16 protein-coding genes are annotated in these 12,943 nt (G+C 45.0%); 6 read left to right on the top strand and 10 right to left on the bottom strand.

Annotation, left to right across the window (positions count from 1 at the left end; genetic code table 11):
• Positions 1–228: 228 nt before the first annotated feature.
• Positions 229–1,389: a hypothetical protein gene (locus tag L976_RS09450; protein ID WP_047536310.1), complete on the bottom strand. Its 1,161-nt coding sequence runs from the start codon at positions 1,387–1,389 to the stop codon at positions 229–231.
• A 759-nt stretch (positions 1,390–2,148) separates the two neighbouring features.
• Here L976_RS09450 and L976_RS22760 point away from each other — a divergent pair.
• From L976_RS22760 to L976_RS09435, 3 genes are all read left to right on the top strand, one after another.
• Positions 2,149–2,325 carry a DUF1328 domain-containing protein gene (locus tag L976_RS22760; protein ID WP_011626732.1) on the top strand — a complete coding sequence of 59 codons (177 nt, stop codon included), beginning with the start codon at positions 2,149–2,151 and terminating at the stop codon, positions 2,323–2,325.
• Positions 2,326–2,367: 42 nt separating this feature from the next.
• Positions 2,368–2,562: a hypothetical protein gene (locus L976_RS09440; RefSeq protein ID WP_023267356.1), complete on the top strand. Its 195-nt coding sequence runs from the start codon at positions 2,368–2,370 to the stop codon at positions 2,560–2,562.
• Between the two features lie 154 nt (positions 2,563–2,716).
• Complete coding sequence (locus tag L976_RS09435) at positions 2,717–4,411, top strand: diacylglycerol kinase family protein (protein WP_047536307.1); 1,695 nt, start codon at positions 2,717–2,719, stop codon at positions 4,409–4,411.
• Here L976_RS09435 and L976_RS09430 read toward each other — a convergent pair.
• The 4 genes from L976_RS09430 to L976_RS09420 all read right to left on the bottom strand — a co-directional run bounded on the left by L976_RS09430 (position 4,404) and on the right by L976_RS09420 (position 7,830).
• Positions 4,404–5,060 carry a hypothetical protein gene (locus L976_RS09430; RefSeq protein WP_047536305.1) on the bottom strand — a complete coding sequence of 219 codons (657 nt, stop codon included), beginning with the start codon at positions 5,058–5,060 and terminating at the stop codon, positions 4,404–4,406. The genes L976_RS09435 and L976_RS09430 overlap by 8 nt on opposite strands.
• A gap of 212 nt (positions 5,061–5,272) precedes the next feature.
• Entirely contained in the window at positions 5,273–5,872 is a 600-nt protein-coding gene (locus L976_RS23630; RefSeq protein ID WP_331377396.1) for an L-dopachrome tautomerase-related protein, read from the bottom strand.
• Entirely contained in the window at positions 5,873–6,349 is a 477-nt protein-coding gene (locus L976_RS23625) for a major royal jelly family protein (RefSeq protein WP_231570487.1), read from the bottom strand.
• A gap of 107 nt (positions 6,350–6,456) precedes the next feature.
• Positions 6,457–7,830, bottom strand: coding sequence for a sigma-54 interaction domain-containing protein (locus tag L976_RS09420; RefSeq protein ID WP_047536303.1), 1,374 nt, complete (start codon positions 7,828–7,830; stop codon positions 6,457–6,459).
• Between the two features lie 253 nt (positions 7,831–8,083).
• On the opposite strand from L976_RS09420, the gene L976_RS09415 reads away from it, so the two are divergent.
• Together L976_RS09415 and L976_RS09410 are read left to right on the top strand one after the other, a co-directional pair.
• Positions 8,084–8,548: a hypothetical protein gene (locus L976_RS09415; RefSeq protein WP_047536301.1), complete on the top strand. Its 465-nt coding sequence runs from the start codon at positions 8,084–8,086 to the stop codon at positions 8,546–8,548.
• A gap of 271 nt (positions 8,549–8,819) precedes the next feature.
• Entirely contained in the window at positions 8,820–9,368 is a 549-nt protein-coding gene (locus L976_RS09410; RefSeq protein WP_037425750.1) for a BON domain-containing protein, read from the top strand.
• Positions 9,369–9,510: 142 nt separating this feature from the next.
• On the opposite strand, the gene L976_RS09405 is transcribed toward L976_RS09410, so the two are convergent.
• Positions 9,511–9,921, bottom strand: a complete 411-nt coding sequence (locus L976_RS09405) for a DUF3224 domain-containing protein (protein ID WP_047536299.1) — start codon at positions 9,919–9,921, stop codon at positions 9,511–9,513.
• A gap of 123 nt (positions 9,922–10,044) precedes the next feature.
• The gene (locus tag L976_RS09400; protein ID WP_047536297.1) at positions 10,045–10,854 is read right to left on the bottom strand and encodes a hypothetical protein; all 810 of its coding nucleotides are present in this window, start codon (positions 10,852–10,854) and stop codon (positions 10,045–10,047) included.
• A 262-nt stretch (positions 10,855–11,116) separates the two neighbouring features.
• Between L976_RS09400 and L976_RS09395 the strand changes: the two genes are divergently transcribed.
• Positions 11,117–11,359 carry a hypothetical protein gene (locus tag L976_RS09395; protein ID WP_037416640.1) on the top strand — a complete coding sequence of 81 codons (243 nt, stop codon included), beginning with the start codon at positions 11,117–11,119 and terminating at the stop codon, positions 11,357–11,359.
• A 15-nt stretch (positions 11,360–11,374) separates the two neighbouring features.
• Here L976_RS09395 and L976_RS09390 read toward each other — a convergent pair whose 3' ends face one another.
• The 3 genes from L976_RS09390 to L976_RS09380 all read right to left on the bottom strand — a co-directional run.
• Complete coding sequence (locus L976_RS09390; protein WP_047536295.1) at positions 11,375–11,881, bottom strand: YgjV family protein; 507 nt, start codon at positions 11,879–11,881, stop codon at positions 11,375–11,377.
• 136 nt (positions 11,882–12,017) lie between these two features.
• Complete coding sequence (locus tag L976_RS09385; RefSeq protein ID WP_047536293.1) at positions 12,018–12,620, bottom strand: Crp/Fnr family transcriptional regulator; 603 nt, start codon at positions 12,618–12,620, stop codon at positions 12,018–12,020.
• Between the two features lie 6 nt (positions 12,621–12,626).
• Positions 12,627–12,943: fumarylacetoacetate hydrolase family protein (locus tag L976_RS09380; protein WP_047540331.1), on the bottom strand; the 317-nt coding region annotated here is incomplete at its 5' end.

The raw sequence follows: 12,943 nt of genomic DNA, 5'->3' as shown, positions 1-12,943 counted from the left end.
TCAGTGGCACGCCGTAAACCCATCCTAGGGGCTCAACGGAAAAATCCATTTTTCCGATGGCCCACTCTGTCACAGAACGTAGCGCGACAATCCTCGCCTGCAAGCTATGGCGTTTAATGGAGCTAAATCGATATAAAATGAATCTATCTGTCATATCATTATGAATAACATCAAGCCTAGCTTTTTGTTAAGTGCCTAAGCTTTTTATGAATTAGAATCCTAAAAAACTTAATTACATAACCCCATATACTCATAAGTCAGATCTTGCACCTCGTTTTTATCTGTGAAGCATCCATATCCTGAATAGCCACGTATAGGCGTCCGCAAGCGACAAATTTTCCCACCGCCCTCATCTAGAACACCTGCCCAATGGCCATATATTTCATCATTAGACAGAGGAGTTTGTGTAGTGGCTTGAGTTTTGTTTAGTTCAAAAAATTGCACTAGGCATGGATCAACCTTATCCCCATAAAATCGCACTGAATTATCACTACCTGATGGTGTGAAAAGGTCACTAATTGAAACACCTCCAGCATAAGAAAGATCTGGCTCTAATTCAAAAATAAAACTTATATTTTTATTCCCTTCCCTATAATATTCACCTACATATGAAACACTAAAAGTTAGTCTATTATCTGGAGCAACACGGTAATCATTTTTGTCATAAATCACATGCACAAATATTTTTCTAGCATTACTATGATTAAAAATAATATCAACATCAGTAAGCTCTAGATTCAGCCCTGTCAGATCTTTATCCTTAAAGTCACCAACAAACTGCGTCCAAGTTAGATCCTTTAAACTTGCCTTCATTAAAGCACCAAGCTCATTTAACACTCGTTGTTTATAATCTTTTGATGTAAAAAAATCAGTTGGGAAAGATGACATACTACACTGGGCATTTTTATTATAATCAAACTTTTGATCAAACTTTGCAGATGGCGTTTTCTTATTTAAATTGCTGTTATCATATTCTCCAGCATAAGTCACAATTGATTTCGAACTAAGTTGAATGAATGAATTATCAATTTGATAAAATATGTCTAAATCATTCTTCTCACCTTGTGTTAATGGTAATGACTTTATCTCACTGCCACCCAATTTTCCCGTGGATTGGACAATAAACTTGCTTGCAATTTTTGCAGTGGGATTTACTACAATCATTTTTTCATTTTGCTTATAACAACCCTTTTCGTCTTGAGAAGCCCCTCCTTTTGATGTTGTAAAATTACAGTTATTCGAAAGAGCCTCTTTTTTCACTAAGCTAATAAAATCTGCATTGCTACAATTATGACATACGTATGCTGCAGTCTTTGAGGTTATGGAACCATATGAAAAAAAGCTGATAAGCGGAAAAATTAAAAAAACACCATGAAAAAACTTTAACATCCTCATTTACAATTTCGTCCAAACTCTATTAAAGATATAATATTGCCATGTAGCCTTAGTACATAAAATACATCATTAGTATAAAAATCACGACCACTGTGAAGATGAAAAATTATCTTTTAAAAAATAAATGTAGAATCTTTAATTCACCTACAAATTGCTCTTGCTTTAAATGACTTGAATGAGAGTTATCAGAACGCGAGACAGTATCCAAGGCAATAAATTGAGTTAATTTAATTCAAGAATGGCATGTTTCGGACGAGATAAGTCATCCCGTAGTGCTTGGGTGGTACTCAGCAGTGATAGTTTTCGAACTAACACCAATAAGTAGCTATCAGCTAAGGTGAAAATTCTGGACAGAAAATATTACTACCCATTCTAAACCAACAACATCATACCCTCTCGGACTCCTCCAAAGCCATTATGCTGTTTCTCACAATTTTCTAATGGCAACTCTTACCGAATCGCAGGTAAAAATTGCCTATCTCGCTTATATCAGCAAATACTCCCGCCAATACGACATTTAAAAATTACACTAATAATCAGTAGATTAACCAAGAATTTCAAAGTTGGCATTAAGCTCGCAATATCTCCTTTGTGAGTTTATTGCGGGATTGAGTGATAACGGTATGTAAGACGCAACTTAGCACATTCAACTTACTTCACTAGCTCTCAACAACGAACTCCACTAGCTCACTCGACGTAAACATGCAGAGTGAGAGAAGACAGAAAAACCGAAATAAGACAAAGGAGGCGGCTATGTTAGGTTGGACCTTAATGTTTCTGGTTGTGGCCATTATCGCCGGACTGTTTGGATTTACGGGGATCGCTGGCGCCGCAGCGGGGATCGCAAAGATTATTTTCTTCCTATTTATTGTATTACTTGTGATTTCCCTGCTGGTCAATGCCCTTAAGGGCAAGGCACCACGCGCTTAAATTGGATAAAAGGAGAATCAATATGAAACCTATGACCTCAATATGAAACCTATGACCATAATTACCACTGCATTTTTAGCCTTATTATTAACCTTTGGATTGTCAGCCTGTAGCGACAACCACGCCGAGGATGCAGGCGAAAAAATCGATGAAGCCATCACTGATACCGGCAATGCAATTGAAGATGCCTGTGAAGAACTGAAAGAAGGCGTTAAAGCGAAAGATACGCGCTGCTAAAACGGATGACAGCGAGTAGTGAGTCCCACAAACGAGCCTATCAGGATAACCACAGTTCAATTGAGTACCACCGAGCCACTTTATCGCGACAGTCATTGGTTACGATAAAGTGGGTTTCCCTGAGGCTCGCCGTTTATCGATGGAGGAGATGCCAATGCTGAGTAGGATCCACATTAAGTATTTCTACCTGTTCGGAGCGCTGTTATTTGGCTATTTCGCCGTAACGGGGCACTCCCCTATCCTCACCTTTATTTGGGCATGGAGCAGCCTATCCCTCGCCCTTGTCGGCTCGGCCTATTGGTTTAATCTCGCCAGTATTTTTAGAAAACGTCAGGATGGTTCCATCCCTTGGTATATTCGTTGGGGCTTTATTCCATTTTTACTAGGATGCCGACTCTATAATCTCTGGGCGCGGCGCCGTGATAGCGTGCCTTCAATGCAAGCCATTGATAAATATCTGTACTTGGGTAGCCGCTTAAGCGCTGCCGATTTACCTAAACTAAATCGTTATGGCATTACCGCCATTTTAGATGTCACCGCCGAATTTGACGGCCTCGATGTGTCCCTGTATGAGGATCATATCGACTATCTGAATATCCCTATTCTTGACCACAGTGTGCCGACTAGCGCCCAATTAAATCAGGCGATTAACTGGTTACACCGTCAAGTACGCGCCCAAAAGCGGGTATTAATCCACTGTGCGCTCGGCCGCGGGCGATCCGTAATGGTGCTGGCCGCTTATCTTGTGTGCCGCCGCCCCGAGCTCAGCTTTGCCGAGGTGCTGCAACAGATTAAAAGCATTCGTAAAACCGCAGGGTTAAATCGCTGGCAACTTAAAGCGCTGGAGCAGATGTACACTCAAGGGGAAATCAAACTGCATAAGCGAGCCTGGATTATCGCCAATCCCGTCTCTGGCGCGGGTAAATGGCAGACCCATGGCGAACAAATTTGTACTGAACTGAAACGCTATTTTGAGGTGCAGTTAGCGCTCACCACGCCAGAGATTAGCGCCCAAACCCAAGCGAAAAAAGCCCGGCTTCAGGGCGCCGATATCATCATCGCTTGCGGGGGCGATGGCACAGTCACTGAGGTCGCTGCGGAGATTATCGACACCGATATCACCTTAGGCATTATCCCGTTAGGCACCACCAATGCCCTGTCACACGCCCTCTTTGGTTTAAGCAGTAAGCTGAATGCTGTCTCCCAAGCCCTTGATAATATTATCCAAGGCCAGACACAGACCATAGACACGGCGCGTTGCAATGAGCGACTGGTGTTGCTGCTGGTCGGCATTGGGTTTGAGCAGCAAATGATTGAGTCGGCGAGCCGCGAGCGTAAAAATGCTCTCGGCCAACTCGCCTACCTCGATGGTTTGTGGCGCGCGGTGAACACCAACACCAACCTCGAGTTGCAGCTAACTTTAGATGACCAAGCCCCAATGACAGTGCAAACCCACAGCCTAGTGGTTGCCAATGCCGCGCCTTTTACCAGCTTACTCGCCCAAGGTAAGGGCAAACCCAATATGACCGACGGCTTGTTGGATATCACTTGGTTAGATTCAAATAATGAGCCGAATGAACAGCTTATCAGTTTGGCTGAACTGGCTTTTACCGGCTGGATTAAAGAGGCCGCCAATAGCGACTCTGGAACCTCGGCCAACACAGGCAAAGTGAAACATGCCCACGCGAAAAAGGTGAAGATCAGCAGTCAGCCCCAATGCAAGTATGTGATTGATGGCGAGATTTGTGAGCCGGAGGAACTCAATATTGATATCCTGCCCGCCTCTTTGAAGGTGTTTGTGCCTTATCAAGAATCGACTGAAAATGCTATCGACCCAAAAATCACGTAAATGACACTATCGCGATGTTTATTAAGATAAAAACAGCAAGCGCAATAAGCACTCGCATAAAATTAAATTCACTCACTTTGGGGTGGGATTTTTGAGGACTATTGCTAAAATCCTGAAACTTACAGCCTATCGCTTGCGCGCATTGCTGCAAAACTTGCTGTAATTCCTGCTTGTCAGTGCTGTTAGCCAATTTCAATTGACTCCCTTTAGGCTGCTGCACTTGTAAATAGGCGAGATAGTGATCGACCGTATCTTCCGCTTGGCGGTTACGGTCGAGCTGGTGCCAATGGGTTGTTTGTAGCAGATAGAGTTGCACAGCATTAATATCTGAAAAGGCATAGGCGCGCCAACGCCACAATCCAGGCGACTTCCCATTGAATACACCTTTACCGAGCCACAATTGCTGTCGCTCGGTATCTAACCAAGATTGTTGCCGAACTAACGCTAGCGGCAGTACAGGGAACAACAGAAAAAATGCCACCCAACCAAGCACAAGCCGTAACACGGGCTCGGGTTGTAACCAGGCCGCCCTCGCACAAAGCAATCCAAGCACTAACAAGGCAACGGCAAAAAACCACAGTAGAGGTCGGTACTGGGTACTCAACGCCTTGAGATAAAGCGCACTCTTAGGAGGTTGATTAAGTGTCACTGAACTTGTTCCTTGTTCCAAAAATTATCTCACCATCTCAAATTGACCTGTGCTAGTAACAATATGAGGCATTGATAGTTTACACAATCAACACCTAACTTATTTTTAGATCCTTTCGAGTTAAACCAACGACTCACATCAATGGAAATAACCGTTGCGATATCGCTCATACTGCAACGAAAAGCTGCAACTTTGCAGTTGCAGCTAAGGTGTTATTGACCCGCAGCGGTATCCTCACCAGTCCAGAGTCGCATGATGCGATAAGGTGGTTTGGCTGTTTCAGCTTCGCCATTAAAGGCTTTTGCTTTATGCAATTGATTCACTGAAATATATAACCAGCCCGTTTCACCAAATTGCACACTATCGGGAAAATCCAGTAGTGGAGAACTGACCGCTGTTGATAGCGTACCTTTGTTATCTAACATAGATATGGCATTGTGGTTCAAATTGGTGAAGTAATGATTACCTTGTTTGGACGTTGCAGCGCCATCTGACACTGGCTTAGCTCCGACTAATTTTACAGTCGCGATAATTTTATCATTATTGCCTGTTTGTAAAGCCGCAGTCGATAACTGATACCAGTGAGTACCATTCATTGCACCATAATAGAGTGTACTTCCATCGGCAGATAAACTGATGGGATTGACCGCGACACTAGCAACCTTGCCATTAAACAATGTTGTTTTGTTATCTATGTTCATTACTGCATCCGCTTCGGCCTGCAGCGAGCTATGACCTGAAAAACGTACGGTATGACCATCGTCGATACGCACTGCTAAGAGGCCTGGGTTGGCGATATCGGCTAAATAAATCTAGCCTTTTTGTGAATCGACAACCAGATCCTGCATAAAGCTGCCTTTGGGCGCGAGTGCTTGTGGTAGGACAATTTGTTTATATAGACTGCCATCCTTAATGTTGAATCCCCAAATCCTCGTCTGACCTAATTCTAACCCCATATCTGCGGTCCAGAGGTGTCCAGCTTTGTCCTGAGCAATCCCTAATAAGGTATCAAATTGAGTCATATTGGCAGTCGAAGCTTTTTGTAAATCCATTGAAGGCCAAGCTTTGTAAGCATTGGTTTCACGATTAACTTCAATCAGTTGTAAACCTGACGGCGTATCAAGTGGATGTACCGTGGCAAAAATCCGACCTTGTGCAGTGACACTGACATTGCCAGGTCGTATTGGCAATTCAGCGACTGTTTCAAGACTTCCTACCGCTGGGGTAGCGTTTACAAAACTACTGGCAGTCAAAGAAAGCCATAATGCTGTCGTAAATAAGTGTTTCATATTCTATCTCCGCTTTTCTGTTTAAGGGCTGTAGAATAGGAGTTATTATTTACAAAAAAAATAGTGTAAAAATCGGCTCTGTTTCAATATTAATTTGATAATCAGCACTATTCCGCCGTCGGCTCACCCGCTTCGACTTGTTGCTCGTACTTGCTGAGCTTGTTGTAGAGGGTTTTTACACTGATACCAAGCTGCTCGGCGGTGTCGGTTTTATTGCCCTGACTCGTTTCAAGCGCTTGGTAAATGGCGATTTTTTCCAGCTCCTCAAGGCGCATACCTTGGGGGATCACCACATTTTCCTCCGCAGTCGTCTCTTTTTCCGCACTGGGCGTCAGCTGTAAATGCTCAGGGGTAATCTCATGGTCCGCCAGAATATAAGCGCGCTCAATAGCATGCTTTAACTCGCGCACATTCCCCGGCCAAGCGTGGGCCGCAATCGCCTCTAAACTTGAGGACGAGAACACTTTGCTCTGTTTTTCCGCCGCATTGCGATAGGCCAGAAAATGCTTCGCAAGTCCGACTATATCTTCCCCGCGCTCCCGCAATGGCGGCACTTGAATGGGGAAATGCGCTAAACGAAAGTACAAATCTTCCCGCAGTTGCCCTTGCTCAATCGCCACTAAAGGATCGCGGTTTGTCGCCGCCACAATGCGCACATTGGCCTTGAGAACCTTAGGGCTGCCGACGGGACGATATTCATTATTTTCGAGCACTCTTAATAGCTTAACTTGATGCTCGATGGGCATTTCGGTGACTTCATCGAGGAATAAGGTGCCGCCTTCGGCCTGCTCAAATACCCCTTGGTGATCGCGAGTCGCGCCGGTGAAGGCGCCTTTAATATGGCCGAAGAGTTCACTATCGACCAATTCTGGGCTCAAGGCGCCGCAGTTAATCGCAATATAGGGCTTATTCACCCGCGGGCTGGCTAAGTGAATGGTATTGGCGACCAGTTCTTTACCCGCGCCACTCTCACCGATAATCAACACATTGCTCTCGGCGGCCGACACGCGGCGGATAGTGCGGTACAAACGGTGCATAGGTAACGAGGAGCCCACCAGCAAACCATATTGGTCTAACTCGCTAGCATAGGGACGAATGCGCGTCGAGGTATTGGCAACCAGATGCTGGGCAAAATCGGCTAAGGTTTCGCACAGCAAGGACATATCGATGGGTTTACGGAAATGGTAGCCCGCGTATTTGGACAATAGTGTATCGAGGTGAGGATTCGGCAGGCCGTCGGAGAGGAAAATAAACTCCACATCCGCAATGGCGCTGGACTCGAGTAAGGCTAAGTAATCTTCACGGCTAAGACGGGGCAGCTCAATGATCGCCACATCGATACGATTGGCCTCCAGCTGACTAATCCAAGATAAATCATCGCTACTGCGTAGCTTGTTGTAGGTCTGCGCGCCCTCGAGCTTCACTAATGCCTGCTCGGTTTCGACGTCCTGTAGATGATAGAAAAGCGTTGGTCGGATCATCTTGTGCCACTCCCTGTGAATAAGGAATCACTGTATGCCAGCTGTGAAACTTTAACAATCTTAACGGTAAGAGTTGCCGACAATAGTCGGCCTACTGGCGACAATAGATAAATATCATCAGTTAAATCAAACCATTAACTTATCATTAAAAAGTGAACGAAATATGCATAGAAGCTGAATGAAACTGATATTTCCATGAAAATGTGGGCAATCCGTGTCGGCGGAGCTGCCCAAACTACCACAGGAGGTCGTTATGACGTCTAATGTTGCGCAACATCAGACCGAGCTGAGCGCCGATATTAAGCTGGTTAATGAGTTAATCGAGCTGACGCAAACCGGCGTGGATTTTTATACTCGGGCCAATACCACTGTCGATGACTACAGCCTAAAACGCATTTTTATTGCCCAAATCAACACATACCAAGGGATGTTGGCGCGATTTAGGCAACTGCTCGCCCAATCATTACAGTACATAGGCCCGCACTCGGTGCCGCCGTCGCAGACTCGGCCCTATGCCGATGTCGATGCTTTACTTATTAAACAGCAACTCGCCGATGCCCTCACAGTGCTCTGCGAGCTTGAGCGTCAGCGCCTTAACCACCTCAAACAGTTAATTAAAAAAGCCAATCACCCAAGGTTAATCAGCCAATTGGCCGAGGATATTGCTTGGCTACAAATCCATTTGGATACCTTACACCTGCGTAGCCAAGCCCTGTAAGGCAGCAATGCCAGCCAATAACGCGGCCAACTGAGCCGCGTTTTTGTTGCCTGCGATCTGGCGATTCTTAACGCCTATCTTGCTTAAGCCCAATCGCTTTATCACCCTCGGTAATATTTACATTTTGTCGGTAAAAAGCGCCGAGCTTGCTTTTGGATTAAACAGTCGAAACGAGCCGAAAACAAATATAATTATCTTAAAATCAATCAGATAAAAATATTGGCACGATTCACGCTTTAGTCCCTTCGAGATAACAACGGAGGATATCATTATGAAAAACACGACAACTTTAGCCTTAACCACCTTACTTGTCGGTTCTATCAGCTTAAATGTGACCGCCGCACAGGATTGGAAAGACGATGCCAAAGATGCTTGGCTCGATGGCAAGGCCGAAACGACTTTGTTGCTCAATACTAACCTCAACTCCTTTGACATTATGACCGACGTGAAAAACGGCCATGTGACCTTAACCGGTAAAGTGGAGAGCAGTGTCGATAAGGCGCTCGCAGCGGAGCTGATCAAAAGCTTGGACGGGGTAAAAGGGGTTGAAAACAAATTAACCGTGATGAATGAAAACGAGAGCACCAGTGAGGTAGTGAAGACCTTAACCGACTCTAAGGTCGCAACTGTGGTGAAAACCCGCCTGTTGTTCTCGACCGACGTTTCTGGCACCCAAATTAATGTAGACGTTGCCGATGGCGTAGTGACCTTACAGGGTGAAGTGGCCAGCGATGCCGAGCGTCAATTAGCCCTGACCATTGCCAAAAATACCGATGATGTGAAAAAGGTCGTCGATAAGATCAAAGTCAAAACCTCATAATGGTCTTAACATTCAGCCCTTGCTAATTCAGCTCTAGATACTCTTGATAACTCAGATGTTGGTATTAGTCACTCGGGCAAAAACCACAAAACCAGCTTCGGCTGGTTTTGTTTTATCAGCGCGATGTTATGTTAATCATGCCTTAGGCTTCCTGTTCAAAGCAGAAGCTAAATTCATAAAAATGCTGACCGTTTTCAATGCTTATCGCCATAGTGCCATATAGCCCTGTGAGTTCACCCGCGCCAGAATGGGGAACGACCTCAAGGTGTAAGCGGTTTTGTCCATCGGTCATAATGCCAAAATGTTGCAGCACAAAACTGCCCTGTCTGCCGCACAGTTTACCCACGACTTGTTCAATCGCCACATAACCAGCAGAGCCTTTTACCGCGGTCATGGCACTGAGCATTTCGCCTTGGCTGCGGGCCTCTAGCTCACCATAAAAGGTTTTATCTAAAGTCATTCTGCCCAAGTTCACACCACCCACACCTGTGGCATAGGCATTCTCGGGATTGAGCTTAACATCAAATTTGCCTGTGACTTTGGTCATTTCCATAACACGCTCCTTGTTTTAATTTTATGCTTTATGCCAAAACCTTCGCTTTCCGGCCGCTAGATGAAATAAATACCTCAGCCGCAGCTGAGGTAAAATTAACTTAGCATAAGCCCCGCTCTAAACCTAATGCAGCGCTTTGATTTCTGATTCACTGACACCGATTTTAAGGGTTTTAATTACAGTTGGCGGTGTTGTCATGGGTTGATCAGCCGCCCTCTCACGGTAAGTAACAGCTACTTTAAATGGGGATTCAAAGGGATAAACAGGTTCAATATTATCGACCTCAATACGATCGCCAATAAATACACTGCCTAAGTGCTGCACACGATTTTGGCCATAATCTAGGCTAAACAAGCCGAGATACCAGAACACACCTGAACCTTGGTTAGTCACAATAAAAGGCGCCACAAAGGGCATGGTTTGCTGCTGTGGATCATCCTGTAATGGCGCATCACTTTGGGTATCAGGCTCTAAAGCGGGGTCAAAATTAAGCGGAGTAACTCGTAAATAATCTAATAACACTCGGCCTTTAGCCTCGCCATCCTGATAATCCCCAATAGCAAACTCCGTTTGTTTAACGTTAATAAAGTGGGTTAACACTACGGCTTTGTGGCTGTCCGGTAAGCTCACTTCAAATTTATTAGCGGTATTTAAGCTAAACAGCTTAAGCATCACTTCGGAGGCATTAGCAACGGGCTTGACTTCACTGGGTACCACAGATTCAAGCGCATCTTCACTGCTTAATAATTTGGCTTCTTGGGCTTTTGCCTTAGCATCAGCCTGCGCCATGGCCTCATCGTATTGCAATACTTGGCCATCTTCCATGACCATGTAAATATCATCATTGGTCATGTTAAAGCGATAAACTCCCACGGCAAGAATACTCAGCACTAGGACTGTCGCCGCGATGGTGACTTTAACAAACATACTCATTTTCTCCCCCAATAGCCTAAGTGCTGTATCATTTGCGCTGATGGCAAAACCAGCCTTGCTGATAGCATCAAAAAATCGCTCTTTCTACAAGGCCAAAATCGCATATTTTTGCTTTAGTCAGCACAAGTTCAGCAAGTTAACCCATGCTGGCATATATATGATTCAGCCTTTTCATTAATGTTCGCAATCGGGCTATAATTCCTTGGCTTAAACGACACCAGCAGTCTTAAACAACGATCGAGTATTAAGGATTTAATTGCCAATGACCAATGCCTCTACTAGCCCATTTGCCGTGTTAAACCAAACCACGGCACACTCGTTTAATGAACAGAAAAACTTAATTAAGCGCGTCTTTAAGGGCAAACCAGTGCAATGTCCAAGCTGCAATCAAACCCTCAAAGTCATCTTGCCCGAGACCGCCAAAGCCGAGCAAGCCGCAGGCATTTTCTGCCCAAAGGGGTGTACTGATATCGAACTCGATATGGAAGCCGTGACGGGGATTTAATCGACAGCTTTCGCATTACCATGGGGTTAATTTCTCGCGAAAATAATGGCGATAATATCCCACTAAATTGCTGCCAATAAACAACATTTCCATTAAGACCGCCACTGGCGAGCCTACTAAGATATTGTGGACTAACCAAAAACTGGTGCCGACTATCATCAGTAGCCGCAAGTCTTTATCACGCTGACAAAATGCCGCACGGGTTTGAAATAGTGTACCGATACAACTGATCACACTCACAAGCCCGCTGAAGGTCAAGCTACTCATCAGTACCGCTGCCCCACTAAAACCCCACATGGCCTTTTTAGACGTGGTAAAAATACTGGTGAGGTAACGCACTGTGGCAATCCCCATCAATCCCGCCGCAGTCCATTGCGCTAACAAGCAAAAGTGGATTGAAATCAAGATCCCCGACATAAATAAGCAAGCGACAATGCGTTCGCGCGCTTTAAATTGAAACGATATCACGTCAAATACGATGGCAATGGCCACCAACAATTGCGACAGAGTAAAAGCATCCACAATAGGCTCCTTAAAAGTTCGGTATAGGCTTAGACGTCGCCCAACAACAAACGGATTTGCTTGGATTAGCAATCGCTAAGGAGCATGAAGGGAATCACTTTTAGGCGCATTAACTTAAGTTAACTGGCAGGTAATTTTACGGCGAATCTTGTAAACGCTTACGGATACGCGACAAACTAATGGCGGTAATACCAATATAATTAGCCAGTTGGGCATGGGTTAGGCGCTCAACCCAGAGGGGAAAATATTCGAGTAAATGTAAGTAACGCTGCTCTGGTGTATTGAGGAGTAAAAAGGCTTCTTTTTGTTCTTTATACAATAACTGCTGTTTAAGTAGCGCAAGTTGTACCTGTTGCATAAATGGCTCATTTAGCACGGCAAGTGGTATTTGCACTAACCTGCAAGCACCGACGGTTTCTAACTGATAGGGCGCAACATCCTGCTTTAGCCAGCTGCTATATAAGAAACAAAGCTCTCCTTCGAAGTAAAACTCCTTGCAGCGCTCACTCCCCTCTTGGGTATAGTGGCAAGCACGCACTATGCCATCCACCACAAAGTAGGCAAAGGTTTGGTACTCGCCTTGGGGTAATAAGCACTCCCCGGGCTGACATGAAAGCGCTCTTGCTTGGGTGAGCAGCGCTAAGTGATCAGGCTCTGCCCCTAAAGCGAGCAAATATTGCCAAAGGGGTTTGATTGCCTGCTCAGTTGCCTTAAGCGTATCTGGTGATAGCGTCGTCATTGCTGATTACTGGCTTTGCCATTCATATTCGACCAAGGACGCTTGGTGTGACGCATCCTTTAATCCTAAGGTCACCTTAAAGACGCGATTCGGTGGAATGATGCCGACGCCTTTTGGGGTGCCCGTCATCACAATGTCGCCATCTTCTAAACGAGTAAAGCGTTGCAACTCCGACAAAATAGTTTGCGGCGGATAGATCATTAAATCAATATCGCCTTCTTGGGTTAACACCCCATCAATACTTAAGCTAAATTGAAATTGCGCCCTCGGATCATCAATCGCAACAAAAGGGCTAAAAAGCGCTGCACCATCAAAGGCTTTGG

It is taken from the genome of Shewanella sp. ZOR0012 (assembly GCF_000798835.1).
In the GTDB taxonomy this organism is placed as follows: Bacteria; Pseudomonadota; Gammaproteobacteria; order Enterobacterales; family Shewanellaceae; genus Shewanella; species Shewanella xiamenensis.
Note: the sequence above shows the minus strand (reverse complement) of the source record. Positions and strands in the feature narration are given on the sequence as shown.

Excerpts from the sequence above, each read along its gene's own strand:
- L976_RS09440 (WP_023267356.1), top strand. The coding sequence starts at position 2,368 with ATGAAACCTATGACCATAATTACCACTGCATTTTTAGCCTTATTATTA.
- L976_RS09405 (WP_047536299.1), bottom strand. The coding sequence starts at position 9,921 with ATGGAAATGACCAAAGTCACAGGCAAATTTGATGTTAAGCTCAATCCC.
- L976_RS09400 (WP_047536297.1), bottom strand. The coding sequence starts at position 10,854 with ATGAGTATGTTTGTTAAAGTCACCATCGCGGCGACAGTCCTAGTGCTG.
- L976_RS09420 (WP_047536303.1), bottom strand. The coding sequence starts at position 7,830 with ATGATCCGACCAACGCTTTTCTATCATCTACAGGACGTCGAAACCGAG.
- L976_RS22760 (WP_011626732.1), top strand. The coding sequence starts at position 2,149 with ATGTTAGGTTGGACCTTAATGTTTCTGGTTGTGGCCATTATCGCCGGA.
- L976_RS09410 (WP_037425750.1), top strand. The coding sequence starts at position 8,820 with ATGAAAAACACGACAACTTTAGCCTTAACCACCTTACTTGTCGGTTCT.
- L976_RS09435 (WP_047536307.1), top strand. The coding sequence starts at position 2,717 with ATGCTGAGTAGGATCCACATTAAGTATTTCTACCTGTTCGGAGCGCTG.
- L976_RS09415 (WP_047536301.1), top strand. The coding sequence starts at position 8,084 with ATGACGTCTAATGTTGCGCAACATCAGACCGAGCTGAGCGCCGATATT.
- L976_RS09395 (WP_037416640.1), top strand. The coding sequence starts at position 11,117 with ATGACCAATGCCTCTACTAGCCCATTTGCCGTGTTAAACCAAACCACG.
- L976_RS09450 (WP_047536310.1), bottom strand. The coding sequence starts at position 1,389 with ATGTTAAAGTTTTTTCATGGTGTTTTTTTAATTTTTCCGCTTATCAGC.
- L976_RS23625 (WP_231570487.1), bottom strand. The coding sequence starts at position 6,349 with ATGAAACACTTATTTACGACAGCATTATGGCTTTCTTTGACTGCCAGT.
- L976_RS09385 (WP_047536293.1), bottom strand. The coding sequence starts at position 12,620 with ATGACGACGCTATCACCAGATACGCTTAAGGCAACTGAGCAGGCAATC.